Origin of the sequence: Williamsia sp. Leaf354 (assembly GCF_001424365.1) — a bacterium.
Classification (GTDB): Bacteria; Actinomycetota; Actinomycetes; order Mycobacteriales; family Mycobacteriaceae; genus Williamsia_A.
This window is the reverse complement of the sequence record NZ_LMPL01000004.1, coordinates 339,966-357,997: the sequence shown is the minus strand read 5'-3', so window position 1 is coordinate 357,997 and position 18,032 is coordinate 339,966. Positions and strand designations below refer to the sequence as shown.

The 18,032-nt window shown below is 69.0% G+C and carries 18 protein-coding genes; 10 read left to right on the top strand and 8 right to left on the bottom strand.

Features of this window, described 5'->3' with window-relative positions:
* Nucleotides 1-11: 11 nt before the first annotated feature.
* The 7 genes from ASG12_RS16155 to ASG12_RS16125 all read left to right on the top strand — a co-directional run bounded on the left by ASG12_RS16155 (nt 12) and on the right by ASG12_RS16125 (nt 7,557).
* Nucleotides 12-851 carry a PhzF family phenazine biosynthesis protein gene (locus ASG12_RS16155; protein WP_055791748.1) on the top strand — a complete coding sequence of 280 codons (840 nt, stop codon included), beginning with the start codon at nt 12-14 and terminating at the stop codon, nt 849-851.
* Nucleotides 848-1,696, top strand: a complete 849-nt coding sequence (locus ASG12_RS16150; protein ID WP_235457172.1) for a TatD family hydrolase — start codon at nt 848-850, stop codon at nt 1,694-1,696. The genes ASG12_RS16155 and ASG12_RS16150 overlap by 4 nt, the downstream gene beginning before the upstream one ends.
* Nucleotides 1,697-1,767: 71 nt before the next feature.
* On the top strand, nt 1,768-2,889 hold the full coding sequence (locus ASG12_RS16145) for a resuscitation-promoting factor (RefSeq protein ID WP_235457170.1): 1,122 nt from the start codon (nt 1,768-1,770) through the stop codon (nt 2,887-2,889).
* Nucleotides 2,853-3,773, top strand: a complete 921-nt coding sequence (rsmA, locus tag ASG12_RS16140; RefSeq protein ID WP_055792212.1) for a 16S rRNA (adenine(1518)-N(6)/adenine(1519)-N(6))-dimethyltransferase RsmA — start codon at nt 2,853-2,855, stop codon at nt 3,771-3,773. The genes ASG12_RS16145 and rsmA overlap by 37 nt, the downstream gene beginning before the upstream one ends.
* Nucleotides 3,774-3,784: 11 nt before the next feature.
* Complete coding sequence (locus ASG12_RS16135; protein WP_055791741.1) at nt 3,785-4,729, top strand: 4-(cytidine 5'-diphospho)-2-C-methyl-D-erythritol kinase; 945 nt, start codon at nt 3,785-3,787, stop codon at nt 4,727-4,729.
* Nucleotides 4,726-6,534: an ABC-F family ATP-binding cassette domain-containing protein gene (locus ASG12_RS16130; protein WP_055791738.1), complete on the top strand. Its 1,809-nt coding sequence runs from the start codon at nt 4,726-4,728 to the stop codon at nt 6,532-6,534. The genes ASG12_RS16135 and ASG12_RS16130 overlap by 4 nt, the downstream gene beginning before the upstream one ends.
* 12 nt (nt 6,535-6,546) lie before the next feature.
* The gene (locus ASG12_RS16125) at nt 6,547-7,557 is read left to right on the top strand and encodes an enoyl-CoA hydratase/isomerase family protein (protein ID WP_055791735.1); all 1,011 of its coding nucleotides are present in this window, start codon (nt 6,547-6,549) and stop codon (nt 7,555-7,557) included.
* Between the two features lie 10 nt (nt 7,558-7,567).
* On the opposite strand, the gene ASG12_RS16120 is transcribed toward ASG12_RS16125, so the two are convergent.
* Together ASG12_RS16120 and ASG12_RS16115 are read right to left on the bottom strand one after the other, a co-directional pair.
* The gene (locus tag ASG12_RS16120; protein ID WP_055791732.1) at nt 7,568-8,335 is read right to left on the bottom strand and encodes a hypothetical protein; all 768 of its coding nucleotides are present in this window, start codon (nt 8,333-8,335) and stop codon (nt 7,568-7,570) included.
* Entirely contained in the window at nt 8,316-9,935 is a 1,620-nt protein-coding gene (locus tag ASG12_RS16115) for a peptide chain release factor 3 (protein ID WP_055791729.1), read from the bottom strand. The genes ASG12_RS16120 and ASG12_RS16115 overlap by 20 nt, the downstream gene beginning before the upstream one ends.
* 134 nt (nt 9,936-10,069) lie before the next feature.
* Here ASG12_RS16115 and ASG12_RS16110 point away from each other — a divergent pair, with 134 nt between their 5' ends.
* Nucleotides 10,070-10,957 carry a type IV toxin-antitoxin system AbiEi family antitoxin domain-containing protein gene (locus tag ASG12_RS16110; protein ID WP_055791727.1) on the top strand — a complete coding sequence of 296 codons (888 nt, stop codon included), beginning with the start codon at nt 10,070-10,072 and terminating at the stop codon, nt 10,955-10,957.
* Nucleotides 10,958-10,982: 25 nt separating this feature from the next.
* Here ASG12_RS16110 and ASG12_RS16105 read toward each other — a convergent pair whose 3' ends face one another.
* From ASG12_RS16105 to ASG12_RS16095, 3 genes are all read right to left on the bottom strand, one after another.
* A complete protein-coding gene (locus ASG12_RS16105) occupies nt 10,983-11,999 on the bottom strand; it encodes a beta-ketoacyl-ACP synthase 3 (RefSeq protein ID WP_055792209.1) in 1,017 nt (338 codons plus the stop codon).
* A 159-nt stretch (nt 12,000-12,158) separates the two neighbouring features.
* Complete coding sequence (gene pth / locus ASG12_RS16100; RefSeq protein ID WP_045821979.1) at nt 12,159-12,725, bottom strand: aminoacyl-tRNA hydrolase; 567 nt, start codon at nt 12,723-12,725, stop codon at nt 12,159-12,161.
* Entirely contained in the window at nt 12,726-13,406 is a 681-nt protein-coding gene (locus ASG12_RS16095) for a 50S ribosomal protein L25/general stress protein Ctc (RefSeq protein WP_045821980.1), read from the bottom strand.
* A 326-nt stretch (nt 13,407-13,732) separates the two neighbouring features.
* Between ASG12_RS16095 and ASG12_RS16090 the strand changes: the two genes are divergently transcribed.
* The gene (locus ASG12_RS16090; protein ID WP_055791724.1) at nt 13,733-14,212 is read left to right on the top strand and encodes a limonene-1,2-epoxide hydrolase family protein; all 480 of its coding nucleotides are present in this window, start codon (nt 13,733-13,735) and stop codon (nt 14,210-14,212) included.
* A gap of 38 nt (nt 14,213-14,250) precedes the next feature.
* Here ASG12_RS16090 and arsC read toward each other — a convergent pair whose 3' ends face one another.
* The 3 genes from arsC to glmU are packed head-to-tail and all read right to left on the bottom strand — an operon-like array spanning nt 14,251 to nt 17,104.
* The gene (gene arsC / locus ASG12_RS16085) at nt 14,251-14,595 is read right to left on the bottom strand and encodes an arsenate reductase (glutaredoxin) (protein ID WP_055791720.1); all 345 of its coding nucleotides are present in this window, start codon (nt 14,593-14,595) and stop codon (nt 14,251-14,253) included.
* A 5-nt stretch (nt 14,596-14,600) separates the two neighbouring features.
* Nucleotides 14,601-15,578: a ribose-phosphate diphosphokinase gene (locus ASG12_RS16080; RefSeq protein WP_045821982.1), complete on the bottom strand. Its 978-nt coding sequence runs from the start codon at nt 15,576-15,578 to the stop codon at nt 14,601-14,603.
* Nucleotides 15,575-17,104, bottom strand: coding sequence for a bifunctional UDP-N-acetylglucosamine diphosphorylase/glucosamine-1-phosphate N-acetyltransferase GlmU (gene glmU, locus ASG12_RS16075; protein ID WP_055791717.1), 1,530 nt, complete (start codon nt 17,102-17,104; stop codon nt 15,575-15,577). Before glmU ends, ASG12_RS16080 begins: the two co-directional genes overlap by 4 nt.
* A gap of 147 nt (nt 17,105-17,251) precedes the next feature.
* On the opposite strand from glmU, the gene ASG12_RS16070 reads away from it, so the two are divergent.
* Complete coding sequence (locus tag ASG12_RS16070) at nt 17,252-18,007, top strand: SDR family oxidoreductase (protein ID WP_045821984.1); 756 nt, start codon at nt 17,252-17,254, stop codon at nt 18,005-18,007.
* Nucleotides 18,008-18,032 lie beyond the last annotated feature (25 nt).

The following is an 18,032-nucleotide window of genomic DNA, read 5'->3' as shown; positions in this document are numbered from 1 at the left end:
GGCTCGCAGCCATGGTGACCTCTCGTTCCTTCGCTCAGGTCGACGTCTTCGAATCGGGTCCGATCTCCGGGAATCCCGTCGCCGTGGTGCTCGACGCACGCGGCCTCGACGACGACCAGATGGCCGCGTTCGCGCGCTGGACCAACCTCTCGGAGACGACGTTCGTGCTGCCGCCGACCGACGCGGCCGCGGACTACCGGCTGCGGATCTTCACCCCCGGCGGCGAACTGCCGTTCGCGGGTCATCCGACGTTGGGGTCGGCACACGCCTGGCTGGAGTCCGGGGGCCGCCCGCACGCGGACGTGATCGTGCAGGAGTGCGGCGCCGGACTGATCACGATCCGCCGCGACGGCGACCAGCTCGCGTTCGCCGCGCCCCCGCTGCGTCGATCGGGACCGGTGGACGCCGAGGTGCTCGCCGAGATCCGCGCCGCGCTCGGACTCCATCCCTCCGACGTGGTGGCGTCGAACTGGGTCGACAACGGGCCCGGGTGGATCGGTCTGATGCTGACCTCGGGCGAACGTGTCCTCGAGGTGCGGCCCGATCACGCCGCCCTCGGTGACCACGAGGTCGGACTCATCGGGGCCCATCGCGGCGCGGGTCACGATGCCGACTACGAGGTGCGCGCCTTCGCCCCCGGCGACGGCGTTCCCGAGGATCCGGTGACCGGCAGCCTCAACGCCGGTTTCGCCACCTGGCTGCGCGCCACCGAGGAGATCCCGGCCCGCTACGTCGCGGCGCAGGGGACCGCGATGGGTCGCGCCGGGCGGGTGTTCGTCGACGACGACGGCACCGACATCTGGGTCGGTGGCGCGACTGTGTCCACCATCACCGGGACGGTCGACCTGTGAGCCGGTCGAAGCGTCGGGAGGCCCCGCCCGATCCCGAGCCGCTGGGCCCGTTGATCGATGCGCACACCCACCTCGCCGCGTGTGGTGGGCGCGATGCCGCAACGGTCGCGGCGATCCTCGACCGCGCCGAGGCCGTCGGGGTGCGCGGTGTCGTGACGGTGGCCGACGACATGGTCGACGCGCGGTGGGCCGTCGCTGCCGCGGAATGGGACGACCGCGCCTGGGCCGCGACCGCGCTGCACCCGACCCACGCCGGCGACCTGAACGACGAGACGGCCGCGGAGCTGCGCGCGATGGCCGTGCATCCGCGGGTCGTCGCGGTGGGGGAGACAGGGCTCGACTACTACTGGCTCGACAAGTCCGACGACTGTGCGCCGAAATCCGTTCAGCACGAGTCGTTCCGATGGCACATCGACCTCGCCAAGGAGGTCGGCAAACCGCTGATGATCCACAACCGCGAGGCCGACCGCGACCTGCTCGACGTCCTCGCCGACGAGGGCGCCCCCGAGACGGTGATCATGCACTGCTTCTCCGGCGACGAGGCCATCGCGCGCGAATGCGTCGAACGCGGGTACGTCCTGAGCTTCTCGGGCACCGTCAGCTTCGCCAACGCGACGTCGTTGCAGGCCGCCGCTCGCGTGGTCCCCGACGAACTCCTGCTCGTCGAGACCGACGCACCGTTCCTCACCCCGCATCCCTTCCGCGGGGCGCCGAACCAGTCGTACGTCCTGCCGTACACCGTGCGCGCACTCGCCGACATCCGCGGCACCGACGCGACCGACCTCGCGGCGCACCTCTACGACAACAGCCGCCGGGTCTACCGGTTGGCTTTGCCAGACCAGTAGGTCGCCGTTATCCTTCTGTGATCCTGCCGAGTCTCGCCGGATACCCGACGTCCCCGACAAGAAACTGACGTGTGTCTTTTTTAGCCAAGATCAACGATTCGAACTCCACGAAGGTGCGCGTCGCCGTCGCCGCCCTGCTCCTCACCCTTCTCGCGGGTGGCGTGATGGGTGTGGTCATGCACAAGACCGTGAAGATCGATGTCGACGGCAAGATCGTCACCGTCGCCACGATGCGTTCGTCGGTGGAGGACGTCCTCGCCGATCAGGGGTACGAGCCCGCCAACGGTGACCTCGTCAGCCCGAAGCCGTCGGCCGGCGTCGCCGACGGCCAGACCATCACCTTCCACCGCCTCAAGACCCTCGTGATCGACGTCGACGGCGCCAAGCGCGAGGTCAAGACCAATGCGGTCACCGTCGAGCAGGCTCTCGCGCAGGAGAACCTCGCGTCGCCGACGATCGACGTGCAGGCCCCGCGGACCGAGACGTTGCCGGTCGACGGAGCGGCCCTGTCGGTGACGCTGCCCAAGAAGGTCACCCTCGTCGACGCGACGAAGAAGTCGACCCCCGAGGTCGCCGCGAAGACCGTGGGCGAGCTGCTCGCCGACATGGGTGCGCCGCTGGCCGGCGACGACACCGTCGTCCCCGCCGCCGACACCGCGGTCACCGCGAACATGAACATCGCCGTCACCCGCATCCGGACCGAGCAGGTCGAGGCCACCGAGCCGCTGACCGCGCCGGACAAGGAGACCCCGGACCCCGAGCTCGTCAAGGACAAGCGCGAGGTGAAGGTGCCCGGCAAGCCCGGCACCCAGCAGGTGACGTACTCGGTCACCACCGTGAACGGCAAGGAGACCAAGCGGGTCAAGCTCGGTTCGCAGGAGCTCGAGCAGCCGGTTGCCGCGCAGGTCAACGTCGGCACCAAGCCCGGCGCCCCGTTCGTCCCGAACGGCTCGGTGTGGGATCAGCTGGTGCAGTGCGAGTCGACCGGCAACTGGGCCATCAACACCGGCAACGGTTTCTACGGCGGCGTGCAGTTCGACCAGAACACCTGGGACCGCTGGGGCGGCCAGGAGTACGCACCGCGCGCCGACCTCGCCACCCGCGAGGAGCAGATCGCCATCGCCGAGAAGACCCTCGCCGCCCAGGGGTGGGGCGCCTGGCCGTCGTGCTCGGCAAAATTGGGCCTGCGCTGAGCGACTCCCAGAACTCTCCCCGGCTGCTCGGACCGGTCCAGATCCGCGCACTCGCCGCCGAATTCGGGATCCGTCCCACCAAGACCCTCGGGCAGAACTTCGTCCATGACGCCAACACGGTGCGACGCATCGTGGCCGGCGCCGACGTGGGTCCGGACGACGAGGTCCTCGAGGTCGGTCCCGGACTGGGTTCACTGACGCTGGCGCTGTTGGCCGTGGCCGGAGGTGTGACCGCGGTCGAGATCGATCCGGTGCTCGCCGGCGCGCTGCCCCGCACGATCGCGGACCACGCGCCCGCGCAGGCCGACCGTCTGACCGTCGTCGGTGCTGACGCCCTGACCGTCTCGGCTGACGATCTCCCGGTGCCGCCCACCGCGCTGGTCGCGAATCTGCCCTACAACGTGGCGGTCCCGGTGCTGCTGCACCTGCTCGCCGAACTCCCGCAGATTCGGACCGCCCTGGTGATGGTGCAACTCGAGGTCGCCGAGCGGCTGGCCGCCACACCCGGTGGACGCATCTACGGCGTCCCCAGCGTGAAGGCCCGGTTCTTCGGTGACGTCCGCCGCGCGGGCACCGTCGGTGCGGGTGTGTTCTGGCCCGAACCGAAGGTCGAGTCGGGGCTGGTGCGCGTCGATCGACGCGAGATGCCGTGGCCCACCGACGCCGTCACCCGCCGTCGGGTGTTCGCCGTCATCGACGCGGCCTTCGCCCAACGACGCAAGACGCTGCGCGCCGCGCTGGCCGGCTGGGCCGGGTCGCCCACCGAGGCCGAGCGACGCCTGCGCGCCGCCGACATCGACCCGACGCTGCGCGGTGAACGGCTCGACGTCGCCGACTACGTGCGCCTGGCCGCCGTGGCGGGCGACCCGCCGACGAGCGACTAGGCTGAACAGTCGTGCTGTCTGTCGTCCCCCGGCCCGTTCGTGTGCGGGTACCCGCCAAGATCAACCTCCACCTCGGTGTCGGTGACCTCCGCGACGACGGCTACCACCAGCTCGAAACCGTTTTCCAGGCCGTGTCGCTGAGCGACGAGATCACCGTCGCACCCGCCGATCGCCGATCCATCACGGTCATCGGCGACAACGCGAACGCCGTCCCCACCGACCACACCAACCTCGCCTGGACCGCGATCGATGCACTGGCCGCCAAGACCGGCCACCGCGGCGAGGTCGCCGTCGAGATCACCAAGGGCATCCCGGTCGCCGGGGGCATGGCCGGTGGCAGCGCCGACGCCGCCGCGGTGCTCGTGGGCCTGACCAGGTTGTGGCGCAGCGACATCGACCGCGACGACCTGTCGTCGGTGGCCGCCGGTATCGGCAGCGACGTCCCCTTCTCGCTGCACGGCGGCACCGCCCTCGGGACCGGCCGCGGCGAACAGCTCGTCGGCGTGTTGTCGCGCGGATCGTTCCACTGGGTGATCGCCGTTGCCGGCGGCGGACTGTCGACGCCGGAGGTCTACCGCGAACTCGACCACCTGCGCGCCGGGTCGGCGACCGGGGAGCACCGTGCCGGTCCACCCGACGAACTCCTGCAGGCCCTCGCCGCGGGCGACGCGCGCCGACTGGCGCCCGCCCTGTGCAACGACCTGCAACCGGCGGCCCTGTCGCTGATGCCCACGCTGCGCCGCACCCTGCGCGCGGGCACCGAGGCCGGCGCCCTGGCCGGCATCGTGTCCGGGTCGGGGCCGACATGTGCATTCCTGTGCGACGACGCCGACCACGCGGTCGACATCGCCGCCGAACTGGCCGGTGCCGGCGTCTGCCGTTCGGTCCGGATCGCGAGCGGTCCGGTCCCGGGCGCACGTGTGGTGCCCGACGAGACGATCGGAGACGACCGGTGAGCAACCTGGTCAACGCGGAGAAGATCAGCAAGAGCTTCGGGATCACCCCGCTGCTCGACTCGGTGAGTCTCGGTGTGCAGGAAGGCCAACGGATCGGCGTCGTCGGCCTCAACGGTGGCGGCAAGACCACGATGCTCGAGATCCTCGCCGGCATCACCGAACCCGACTCGGGTCGCGTGTCGATCGCAGGTGGCGTCCGCATGGCGACGGTCACCCAGCGCGGCGTGCTGCCGCCCGGATCGACCGTCGGTGACGTGGTCCTCGGGCCGCTCGACGTCGCCGAACACGAGTGGGCGTCGGACGCACGTGTGCGCGCGGTGCTGGCGGGTATCGGTATCGACCGCCTTGACGGGGGACTCGAGCGCAGCGTCGAGGAGCTGTCGGGAGGGCAGCGTCGCCGCGTCGCGCTCGCGGCGGCACTGGTGCAGGACCTCGACCTGCTGATCCTCGACGAGCCCACCAACCACCTCGACGTCGAGGGCGTGCAGTGGCTCGCCGACCACGTCGTGAACCGCCGCAGCGCACTCGTCGTCGTCACCCACGACCGCTGGTTCCTCGACACCGTCGCCACGCGCACCTGGGAGGTCGCGCACGGATCGGTGACGGAATACGAAGGCGGCTACAACGACTGGATCTACGCGCGCGCCGAGCGGGGACGCCTTGCCGACGCCGCCGAGGAACGTCGCCGCAACCTCGCCCGTAAAGAACTCGCGTGGCTGCGCCGCGGCCCGCCGGCACGGACCTCGAAGCCGAAGTACCGCATCGAGGCCGCCGAGAAGTTGATCGCCGACGTCCCGCCCGTTCGTGACAGCGTCGCACTGTCGACGTTCGCCAAGCGGCGGCTCGGCCGCGTGGTCATCGAACTCGAGGACGCCACGCTGCGCACACCGGACGACCGGGTGCTGGTCTCCGACCTCACGTGGCGACTGCAGCCCGGCGAGCGGATCGGTCTCGTCGGTATCAACGGTTCCGGCAAGACCACGCTGCTGCGCGCGTTGGCCGGCGAGGTACCGGTCGACCCGGGTCGTCGCAAGGAGGGCACCACGGTGTCCATCGGTTGGCTGCGACAGGAACTCGACGATCTCCCCACCGACATGCGCGTGCTCGAGGCGGTCGAGGACGTCGCCGGACGCATCACGATCGGCGCGGGCACCAAGCAGGAGAAGGAGATCTCGGCGGGTCAGCTCGCCGAACGCCTCGGTTTCTCCCCGGCCCGGCAGCGCACGCCGGTCGGCGACCTCTCCGGTGGCGAACGTCGGCGGCTGCAGCTGACCCGCGTGCTGATGGCGCAGCCCAACGTCCTGCTGCTCGACGAGCCCACCAACGATCTCGACATCGACACCCTGCAGCAGCTCGAAGACATCCTCGACGGGTGGGCCGGGACGATGGTCGTCATCAGCCACGATCGTTATCTCATCGAGCGGATCTGCGACAGCACCTGGGCGCTCTTCGGAGACGGTGGGCTCACCAATCTTCCGGGTGGCATCGAGTCGTACCTGCAGCGCCGCGCGCGTCAGGGCGACAGTGCCACCCCGGTCTCGTCGGTGGCGGGACGAGCGGATTCGCCTGTTGCGGCGCCGGTTCGAGATGCCGGAGCCGAGCGCGACGCACAGAAGGCGATGAAACGGCTCGAACGTCAGATCGCCAAGTTCGACGCTCGCGAGACCGAGCTCCACGGCCTGCTCGCCGCCGCGGCGACCGACGCCGGCCGCCTCCGCGAACTCGACTCCGAGCTCACCTCGGTGGTGGCGGAGAAGGAAGCCGCCGAAACCGAGTGGATGGAGCTCGCCGAACAGTGGGGCTAGTACGGTACTTGCATGTCCTACATTCGTAGCTCGGTCGCGAACGGGGTCGGCGAGATCGTCCTCGACCGGCCCAAGGCCCTGAATGCGCTCGATCAGACCATGATCGACGACATGACCGACGTCCTGCGACGGTGGGCCGACGACGACACCGTCGAGACCGTGCTGGTGACCTCGGGCAGCGAACGGGCCTTCTGCGCCGGCGGCGACATCCGCGCCATCCGTGACAACGCACTCTCCGGCGACGCGGCGGCGATCACGAAGTACTTCGGATCCGAGTACGAGCTCGACCAGCTCATCGCCGAGTACCCCAAGCCCTACATCACGCTCATCGACGGCGCCGCGATGGGCGGCGGCCTCGGGATCAGCGTGCACGGCGAGATCCGTGTCGTCACCGAGAAGGCCCTGATGGCCATGCCGGAGACCGCGATCGGTTTCTTCCCCGACATCGGCGCCACCTACTTCCTGCCGCGTCTGCCCGCCGGAGTCGGGATGTGGCTGGGCCTCACCGGCGCCCGCGTCACCGGTTCCGACGCCGTGACCCTGGGTCTGGCAACGCATTACGTGCCCTGTGAGCGCCTCGGTGCGGTCGCCGACTCGATCCGGTCGGGTGCACCGCTGGTCGAAGCGCTGGGGCTCGGTGTCGATGTCGATGCCGCCCACGACACCGACCTACCGCTGAAGAAGATCGCCGAATACTTCGGTGACAGCTCGGTTCCCGGGATCCTCGGCGGCCTGCGTGGCGCCGTGGGCGACGACTGGGCCGCGGAGATGGTGAGCCTGATGGCGGCAGGGTCGCCGACCAGCCTCCTGGTGACTGCACGGCTCATCGAGCTCGGGGCCTCGTCGCTGCTCGACGAGTGCTTCGAGCGGGAGCTTCGTGCGGCCGAGAAGATCTGCGCCACCCCCGATTTCGCCGAGGGGGTGCGGGCGGTGCTCGTCGACAAGGATCGCGATCCCCACTTCAGTCCCGCCGAGGTCGATGCCGTCGACATCGGCGAGATCGCACGCATCGTCGGCGACTGACCGCGGCGACCTAACGGTCGAGGACGAACCACCCCGACAGCACCGCGGCAGGTGGTGGCGTCGTGGTCGTCGGCGGTGACGGTTCGGCCGGTCCCGGGATCGCCGGGGTCGGCGACTCGGGCAGACGGTCCGCGGAGTCGATGGCGTCGTCGGGCGCGAACGGGTTGGTCTGCACCGACTCCGCCGACGGGCATCGAAACCGCCCTGCGGTACATGCCTCGTTCACGCTCGTCATCTGCACCGGGCACGTCGCCGAGGCGAACACGTTACCATCGGCCACGACCGTGACCTGACCGGTCAGCTCGGTACGCGAGACGAGGTCGGCGAGGGATACCTCGACGATCACACCGTCGGCGCTGCTGTCGGTGAACACGAACAGTGCGCTGTCGAGCGGCACCACGACGTCGCGATTTCCCCAGCGCGGGAACGAGAAACAGCCGTCTGCACTGCTGACGTCGTCCGGGTCGGGTTCACCAGGGCGTCGCTCGGGGGCGACCGGTGCCGGAATGCGTTGTACGCGTGCGCGTGCCTCACCGCGGGAGAACACCAGACCACCCGGTGCTCGGGTCACAGCGCCGGTGGGCGGGGCTGCGTCGCAGTCGGAGTCGTCGACACGAGCGTCTACCCGCGCCGACGACGTAGCCGGTGTCGATTCCGGGCGGTCACCGGCGGTGATACCCGAGGTCTGCGCACCGCAGGCGACGACACCGCCGAGGATCCCGGCGACCGCGACCAGTGCGAGTATCCGTGTCGTCGGGTCAGTCCGCCGTGGCGACAAGGGGTTCCAACGTCAGTGTCGGATGCTCTTTCTCGATGTACTGCAGACGCCACTTGTCGCTGACGAGGGCGAGCATCACACCGTCGCTGCGGGTGAACACCTCGACGCCGCGCTGACGGCCGAGGTCGGCCGCGCTGTCGGCGTCGGTGCGGCGCGCCAGCGAGTAGGGCAGGTTTTGAATGGAGGTCTCGACCCCGAACTCGCTCTTCATGCGCGCGGTGACGACCTCGAACTGCATCGGCCCGACCGCGGCGAGCACGGGGGAGGCATCGCCGCGGATCTCGTTGCGCAGGACCTGCACTACGCCCTCGGAGTCGAGCTGATCCATCGCCTTGCGGAACTGCTTGTACTTGCCTGCGCTCTCGGCGCGCAGCACCGCGAAGTGCTCGGGTGCGAACGACGGGATGGGCGGGAACTCGACCGCCTCGTCGGTGTAGAGGGTGTCGCCGGGCGCGAGCGCCATCGCGTTGACCAGTCCGACGACGTCGCCCGGATAGGCGGTGTCGACGGTGGAGCGGTCACGACCGAAAACCGCCTGGGCATACTTGGTGGCGAACGGTTTTCCCGTCTGGGCGTGCGTGACGACCATGCCGCGCTCGAATTCACCCGACACGATCCGCATGTAGGCCAGACGATCTCGATGCGACGAGTCCATGCCGGCCTGCACCTTGAAGACCACTGCGCTGAACGGGTCGGTGACCTCGCGATCGTGGTGGTCGATGCCCTCGCGACCCGCGGGCGGCGGGGCGAGCTCGACGAGCGCTTCGAGAAGCTGTCGGACACCGAAATTCAGTGCGGCGGAGGCGAAGATCATGGGCGAGGTCTCCCCGGCGAGGAACAGTTCCTCGTCGTGGTCCTGGCCCATCTCCGACAGCAGGTCGCTCTCCTCGACCGCGGCGGTCCACTCGTCACCCTCTCGCACGGCGGCGGCATCGGCGGTGAGCAGTTCCTCGGGGGCGATGGTCGCGCCACCGGCGGTGCGGGTGAAGCGGATGTACTCACCGGTGCGCCGGTCGAGGACACCGCGGAAGTCGCCGGCGATCCCGACCGGGAAGTACAGCGGTGTCGGGGTGAGCCCGATGCGTTCGCTGATCTCGTCGATGAGTTCGAGCGGTGTGCGACCGGGCCGATCCCACTTGTTCACGACCGTGATCACCGGCACCCCGCGGTGGCGACACACCTGGAAGAGCTTGAGCGTCTGCGGTTCCAGGCCCTTCGCGGCGTCGATGAGCATGACCGCGGCGTCGACCGCGGTGAGCACCCGGTAGGTGTCCTCGGAGAAGTCGGCGTGACCGGGGGTGTCGACGAGGTTGATGACCGCGACCTCGGTGTCGCCGGTGTCGGGGTCGGAGATCGTGTAATTGAACTGCAGCGCAGTCGAACTGACCGAGATCCCGCGCGCCTTCTCCATCTCCATCCAGTCCGAGACCGTCGACTTGCGGCCGGCCTTTCCGTGGATGGCACCGGCCTCGCTGATCATCCGGGCGTGCAACGCGAGCGCCTCGGTCATCGTGGATTTACCCGCGTCGGGGTGGGAGATGATGGCGAAGGTACGCCGACGCGCGACCTCTCGGGCAACGGTGTCGGGACTGGCACTCACCGGGGCCAGGTTACGCGACGCCGCTGGTCAGGCGAAAATCGCGAATCCGTAGCAGTAGTTCCCGCTAGGCGGGAACTATCGCTACCCGGGTGTTGCTCGGGGAACCCGCTTGAGCGCCTGCCCGTCCGAGCGGTGTGAACGAATCGATTCGAAGGACTCTCGCCGACAACGACGGTGTCATCACCCGCCGAGGAGCGCTCGCTGCGGGCCTGAGCAGTTCGGCGATCGGACGCCTGGTCGACTCGGGTGCCTGGTCGGCGGCAGGGCAGGGTGTCTATGTCGCAGCGGACCGTGTGATCGGTGACCGCGCGCGGATGCGGATCGCATGCGCACGAGTCCATGCCGACGCGATCCTGGGCGGTACTGCCGCCGCATGGTGGCAGGGCATAGGGGAACGGCCACCCGCCCGGGTGCCGGTGTTCGCGCCCAGAGGACGACACGGTCTGCGTATCCCCGGGGTCGTCGTGACGCACAGGGATCTCGACGAACGCGATGTGGTCCGACGATCCGGGCTCGCGGTGTCCGCTCTGCCCCTGGCTGTGCTGGACGCCGCCGCATCGGACTGGACCGTGTCCGTCCTGGATCAGGCGCTTCTCCGCGGGAGGGTGTCGATGGATCAACTACACGCCTCGCATGCCCGATATCCCGGCAGACGCGGTGCCGGCACCGCGACCAGAGTTCTCGCGGCTGCGGCGTCGGGCGCACGGTCGGAGGCCGAACGGGTGGTGGTGGCCCTGCTTCGTCGCGCTGCGATCAGCGGTTGGCGCGCGAACGACGAGGCGAGTGGTTACCTGGGTGATTTCGTCTTCGACGACGACCGCGTGCTCGTCGAGGTCGACGGCATGGCCTTTCACACCGACGCCGAGACGTTCCAACGTGATCGAAGACGCCAGAACGAGCTGGTCAACGCCGGATGGGCCGTACTGAAATTCACCTGGACCGACGTGACCGAGCGCCCTGATTACGTCGTCGCGACGATCCGGCAGGCGCTGAAACGAAGCCGTAGCGGTGTTTCCCGCTGAGCGGGAAACTTCGCTACGTCGGGCGTCAGAGGCTGGTGATCGTCGGGTTCGGGGGAAGGGTGACGACCTGGCCGGCGTAGGTGAGGCCCGAACCGAAACCGAGGAGCAGCGCGGTCTGGCCGCCCTTGGCCTTGCCGGTCGCGAGCATCTCCTCCATCGCCAGCGGGATCGAGGCGGCCGAGGTGTTGCCGGTGTTCTCGATGTCGTTGGCCATCGCGACGTGGTCGCCGAAGCCGAGGTTCTTCTTCATCAACTCGTTGATCCGGGCGTTGGCCTGGTGGGGGACGAACACCTCGATGTCGTCGACCGACACCCCCGAGTCGGCGAGGGTGGTGGCCAACGCCTTCGGCAGGGTGATGGCGGCCCAGCGGAAGACGCGCGGGCCCTGCATGGTGACCACCATGCGGTTGACCGGGTCGGTGTCGGGGTCGAGCGCCTGGTGCTCCTGCGCGCGATCCATGTATTCGATGATGTCGTAGCTCTGGCCGATGGCCTCGGCGTTCTCGCCGTCGCTGCCCCACACGGTGGGGGAGATGCCGTTCTCCTCACTCGGTCCGACGATCACCGCGCCCGCGCCGTCGCCGAAGATGAAGGCCGTGTTGCGGTCGGTGGGATCGAGGACCACCGACAGCGTCTCGACACAGATCAGGAGCACGTACTCGCTCGAACCGGACCGCACCATGTCCGATGCGATGCCCAGTCCGTAGCCGAATCCACTGCACCCCGAGGCGAGGTCGACGGCCGCGACACCGTTGATGCCCAGGTCGAAGGCGACCGACGGTGCGCCCTGCGGGATCTTGGTCTTCCAGCTCAGGGTCGAGAGCAGGACCGCGCCGATCTTCTCCCGGGGGATCCCGGAGTTGATGATCGCGCGCTCGCCGGCGGCCACCGCCATCGATCGCGCCGACTCGTCGCCGCTGATGTAGCGGCGGTTGCGGATGCCGCTGCGCTCGAAGATCCACTCGTCGGTCGAATCGAGGGTCTCGCAGACCTCGGCGTTGCTCACCAGTCGGGTCGGGCGGTAGGCGCCGATCCCCAGCATGGCGACGTTCTCGCGGCCCTTGTTGGCCTTGATGGCGGTCACGGTGATCTCCTCGGTGATGTGTCGCGGGCCGTCATCGTCGCCGATGCGGGAACGGGTCGTGCGGGCTTCGCGCCGATGTCGTTGTCGCGGACACGGGAACCGTCGATCAGGTGTGACTCACCAAGCGTGCACGGTGTTCTGCGCATCCTCGAGCGTCGAGGTGATGAGCAGTTCGATCGCGTCGACACCGTTGCCGATCATGAGGTCGACCTCGGTGCGCTGTGCGCTCGCGAACGGCTTGAGCACGAAATCGGCAGGGTCCTGCCGTCCGGGCGGACGACCGATGCCCAGGCGCACCCGCAGATAGTCGCGGGTCCCCAACGCCGACGAGATGGACCGGAGTCCATTGTGGCCGCCCTCGCCGCCGCCGCGCTTGAGGCGCACCAGACCGAAGTCGATGTCGAGCTCGTCGTGGGCGACGATGACCTCGGTCGGGTCGACCGAGAAGAAGGACGCCAACGGACCGACCTGGCGGCCGGTCTCGTTCATGAACACGCGTGGTCGCGCGACGAGAACAGACGATCCGGCCACCGACACCGTGGCGATGTCGGCGCCGGATCGCTTGTGGAGCTTGAAACGTTCGCCGGCCCCGGCGACCATCGCGTCGACCACCATCGCACCGATGTTGTGGCGCGTGGCGGCGTAGCGAGGTCCCGGGTTGCCGGGACCGACGACGAGACGCACTCAGTCGTCGGAGGAGTCGCCCTCGGACGCGGACTCGTCGCCCTCGCCCTCGGCGGAGGCCTCGTCGCCCTCGGACTCGCCCTCGGCGTCGGGCAGCAGGTCCTGGTCGAGCTCGGCCTCGAGGTCCTCCTCGGTCGGCGCCTCGTTGACGGCGACGACGAGCACCTCGGGATCGGAGATGAGGGTGACGCCCTCGGGCAGCTCGAGGTCGGCGCCGGTGACGGTGTAGCCGATCGCGGCCTCCTCCACCGAGACGACGATCTGCTCGGGGATCGACATGACGTCGGCCTCGATCTCGACGGTGTTCGCGTCCTGGGTGACCAGGGTGCCGGGCTGCGGGTCGCCCTCGACGACGACGGTGACCTCGACGGTGACCTTCTCGCCGCGCTTGATCACGAGGAGATCGGCGTGCTCGATGTAGTTGCGCACGGGGTGCACGTCGACCTGCTTGGTCAGCGCGAGCTGCTTGGTGCCCTCGATGTCGAGCTCGATGACGGCGTTGGTGCCGTTGTTACGCAGGATGGCCGCGAACTCGAGCGAGGGGAGCGCGAGGTGCTGCGGGTCGGTGCCACGGCCGTAGAGCACGGCGGGAACGTTGCCGGCGCGGCGCGCGCGACGGGCCGCGCCCTTGCCGCGCTCGGTGCGTGTGGTGACGGTCAACGGGTTCGCCTGGGTGGCCATGAGTGTCTCCTGAATGCTGGATTTCGGGTCGGTCGCGGCACTCGGCGGCGGGCATCGACATCCACATCAGGTGAACGCACGTTGGTCCTCGCCGATAACGGTGGGCGCTTGCGCACTCACCCTCGCCGGTCAACGACGGCAACGATAGCGCAGCGCCGAACACCGTGTCACATCCGTGAGCTGGGATCGGCCGCGCATTCACGGGTTCGTCTCAGGCATTGTTCGCCGTCCCGTCATGTCGAATTGGCGTCGGTGTCGTGCGTCACGCGGATTATGGGTCCTCCGTACCGCACCCGAACACCCGACCGTCCCGAGGAGGCCGCACCGTGAGCGTCTCCGCGCACCACTGCCTCCTGTGGTCGGCAGAGGACGTCGCCGTCCGATTCCTCGAGTCGTTGGCCGTCGGCGACGCCGAGATCGCCGAGCACCTCCTGGCGCCCGACGTCGACTACCGGTGCGGCGTCCTGTGGTCGCGACGTGGCCGGTCCGAGGTCACGCGCATGCTCACCCGGATGGTCGGGACCTCACGCGGCTTCGACGTCGCCATCGCCTCGATCGACCTCGAGCCCGGCGGGAACGACGCGGACGGGAGCGAGATCGACGTGGTGCGGACGGTACGTACCGATCACGTGGTGTTGGGTCGGGTGCGCGTCCAGCTGTCCGTCCGAGGACGAGCCGAGATCCGCGCGGGCAAGATCGTCGCCTGGCACGACGACTTCGATCGGTGGCATCTCACGACGGCCGTGCTCCGCGGCATGTGCGGGGCAGTGGTGCCGTCGATGCGTCCGCACCTGCCGTCGCACTGACGGCCGGCCCGGCATATCGGCTCCGAACAGGCTCGCGCTCAGAGGATCTCGTCGAGCCGATCGAGAGGGCGGGCGAGGCGGGTTCCGCGGGCGGTCACCACGAAGGGCCGTTCGATGAGACGTGGGTGCGCGACCACCGCGTCGAGCAGTTCGTCGTCGGTGGCATCAGCCAGTCCAAGTTCGACGAACAACGGTTCACGCCGACGGACCGCTGCGCTCACCTCGATGCCGGCGTCGGCGATGAGCGTGACCAGCTCGGCCCGCGTCGGCGGCGTGTCGAGGTACTTCACGATCGTCGGTTCCACACCCGACTCGCGCAGCCGGTCGAGGGCCTTGCGCGAGGTCGAGCACTTCGGGTTGTGGAAGATCGTGGCGTCACCCACGGCGATCAGGCGTGACCGTCGAACAGGCTTGTCACCGAACCGTTCTCGAACACCTGCTGGATCGTCTGGGCCAGCAGCGGTGCGATGGAGAGCACGGTGAGGGTCTCGAACTGCTTGTCCGGCGTGATCGGCAGCGTGTCGGTGGCGATGACCTCACGTGCACCACACGACGCGAGGCGCTCGGCGGCCGGGTGCGAGAACACGCCGTGGGTGGTGGCGATGATGACGTCACCCGCGCCGGCGTCCTTGAGCACGCGCACCGCGCCGGCGATCGTGCCACCGGTGTCGATCATGTCGTCGATGAGGACGCACAGACGTCCCTCGACGTCACCGACCACACGGTTCGACTTGACCTGGTTGGGCACCAGCGGATCTCGCGTCTTGTGGATGAACGCCAGCGGTGCGCCGTTGAACGAGTCGGCCCACTTCTCGGCGACGCGCACACGACCGGAGTCCGGCGACACCACCGTCACGTTGTCGGTGCCGTACTTGGTCCGCACGTACTCCGCGAGCTGACCCTGGGCGTGCATGTGGTCGACGGGGCCGTCGAAGAAGCCCTGGATCTGATCGGTGTGCAGGTCGACGGTGATGATGCGGTCGGCGCCGGCGGTCTTGAGCAGGTCGGCGACGAGGCGGGCCGAGATCGGCTCGCGTCCGCGGTGCTTCTTGTCCTGGCGGGCGTAGGGATAGAACGGCAGGATCGCGGTGATGCGCTTGGCCGATCCGCGCTTGAGGGCGTCGATCATGATCAGCTGTTCCATCAGCCACGTGTTCAACGGGGCGGGGTGGCTCTGCAGCACGAAGGCGTCGGAGCCGCGCACCGAGTCCTCGAACCGGACGAAGATCTCGCCGTTGGCGAAGTCGCGCGCGGTCTGCGGGGTGACCTCGACGCCGAGTTCCTTGGCGACGGCCTCGGCGAGCTCCGGATGGGCGCGACCGGAGAACAGCATGAGGTTCTTCTGATTGTCCGTGGTCCAGTTCACTGCTCGTCCATCTCTTTCGAATTCGCCGGATCGGCCTGGTCGCCGGAGCTGCCGGCGGCCTCCGACGCACGGCGGGCTGCGTGCGCGGACGGGGTGTCGGGGCGTTTGTCGGCGACCCACCCCTCGATGTTGCGTTGACGTCCACCCGAGATCGCCAGTGCACCCGGGGGGACATCTTGCCTGAGCACCGTACCGGCACCGGTGTAGGCGCCGTCACCCACGGTCACCGGCGCCACGAACATGTTGTCCGAGCCGGTGCGGCAGTACGAACCCACGGTCGTCCTGCTCTTGGAGACGCCGTCATAGTTCACGAACACGCTCGAGGCGCCGATGTTGGTGTGCTCACCGATCGTGGCGTCACCGACGTAGGTCAGGTGCGGCACCTTCGATCCCTCGCCGATGGTGGCGTTCTTGGTCTCCACGAACGTCCCGATCTTGCCGTCGGCGCCGAGGTGCGTTCCGGGCCGCAGGAAGGCGAACGGGCCGACCTGGGCGCCCGCGCCGATCACCGACGCACTGCCGTGGGTCCGGATCACCGTGGCGCCGTCGCCGATCTCGACGTCGGTGAGCGTGGTGTCGGGTCCCACCACGGCGTGCTCGCCGACCACGGTGCGACCGTGCAGCTGGGTGCCGGGCAGCAGCGCGGCGTCGGCGTTGACGCGGACGTCGATGTCGACCCAGGTGGTGCCGGGGTCGACCACGGTGACGCCGCCGAGCATGAGATCGACGAGGATCCGTCGGTTCAGTTCCGCGCCGAGCACGCTGAGCTGTAGCCGGTCGTTGCAGCCGGCGACGAGGGCGGCGTCGTCGATGTGGTTGGCGTGCACCGTCTTCCCCATGCTCCGCGCGACCGCGACGACGTCGGTCAGATACACCTCGTTCTGCGCGTTCTGGGTTCCCAGCCGGCCGAGGGCCGCACGCAGCGTGGTCGAGTCGAAGGCGTAGACACCGGAGTTCACCTCGGTGATCAGCTTCTGCTGCGGCGTCGCGTCGGCCTGCTCGACGATCTCGGTGACCTCACCGTCCTGGGTGCGCAGCACGCGGCCGTAGCCCGTCGGATCGGGAGCGGTGGAGGTCATGAGCGTCACATGCGAGCCCGTCGCGACATGGTGGTCGCGCAGTTCGCGCAGCGCTTCGCCGGTGAGCAGCGGTACGTCGGCCGCGGTGACGACGACGATGCCGTCGAACTCGTCGGGCAGTCCGGTCAGGCCGGCGCGCACCGCCCCGCCGGTGCCGTCCTGGGTCTCCTGGACCGCGGTCGAGATCGGCCGACCGATCGTCTCGGAGACCTCCGCGCACGCCTCGGTGACCCGTTCGCGCTCGTGGCCGACGACGGCGACGAGGTGGTCGGGGTCGAGCCCGGCGGCCGCGTGGATCGAATGGGCGAGAAGGGTGCGACCGCAGATGCGGTGCAGCACTTTGGGCACCGACGACTTCATCCGGGTGCCCGCGCCTGCGGCGAGGATGAGGACGGCCGTCGGAACCGACGGATCCGGTGGTGCGAGATCGGTGGTCAGGGCGGTCATGGAACTCCTGTGTCACTGGCTCGCCGATGATGGAACGGGTGCGATCCTACGCACTGGTAGAACTGACGAAGGCCACAGGAGTCCGCGACCGCCGGAGAATCGGACGGCGTCGGCTCCGCGTCGGGGCGACCCGGGGAAGAGGTAACGGTGAGCGATCGTCGGACAGCAATAGTCACAGGTGCGGGACGTGGGATCGGAGCCGCGATCGCCACGCGGCTCGCCCAGGACGGCCTGGCCGTCGCGGTGCTCGACCTCACCGAGGAATCATGTGCCGACACGGTCTCGGCGATCACCGACGCGGGCGGTTCGGCCATCGCGGTCGGCGCCGACGTCTCCGACGAGGCCTCGGTCACCGCGGCTGTCGACAAGGTCGCCGCGGAGCTCGGCGCACCGACCGTGCTGGTCAACAACGCGGGCATCCTCCGCGACAACCTGCTCTTCAAGATGTCGGTCGACGACTGGGACGCGGTGCTCGGCGTACACCTGCGCGGCGCCTTCCTCATGACCCGCGCGGTCCAGAAGCACATGGTCGACGCCGGGTGGGGCCGAGTGGTCAACCTGTCGAGCACGTCGGCGCTCGGCAACCGTGGTCAGGCCAACTACTCCGCGGCCAAGGCGGGCATGCAGGGCTTCACCAAGACCCTCGCGATCGAGCTCGGCAAGTTCGGCGTCACCGCCAACGCCATCGCCCCCGGCTTCATCCAGACCGACATGACCAAGGCGACCGCCGAGCGTGTCGGCATGGAGTGGGAGGACTTCGTCAAGGCCAACGCCGACGCCATCCCGGTCAAGCGCGGCGGCGTCCCCGAGGACATCGCCCACACCGCCTCGTTCTTCGCCAGCGAGGGCGCAGGATTCGTCTCCGGCCAGGTCATCTACGTCGCGGGCGGTCCGCGCGACTGACTATTCTGACCGTTTCGTACGTTCG

Bases quoted from the DNA above. Each gene is read 5' to 3' on its own strand.
- ASG12_RS16155 (WP_055791748.1), top strand. From the start codon at position 12: ATGGTGACCTCTCGTTCCTTCGCTCAGGTCGACGTCTTCGAATCGGGT.
- ASG12_RS16125 (WP_055791735.1), top strand. From the start codon at position 6,547: ATGTCCTACATTCGTAGCTCGGTCGCGAACGGGGTCGGCGAGATCGTC.
- ASG12_RS16105 (WP_055792209.1), bottom strand. From the start codon at position 11,999: ATGCTGGGGATCGGCGCCTACCGCCCGACCCGACTGGTGAGCAACGCC.
- ASG12_RS16095 (WP_045821980.1), bottom strand. From the start codon at position 13,406: ATGGCCACCCAGGCGAACCCGTTGACCGTCACCACACGCACCGAGCGC.
- glmU (WP_055791717.1), bottom strand. From the start codon at position 17,104: ATGACCGCCCTGACCACCGATCTCGCACCACCGGATCCGTCGGTTCCG.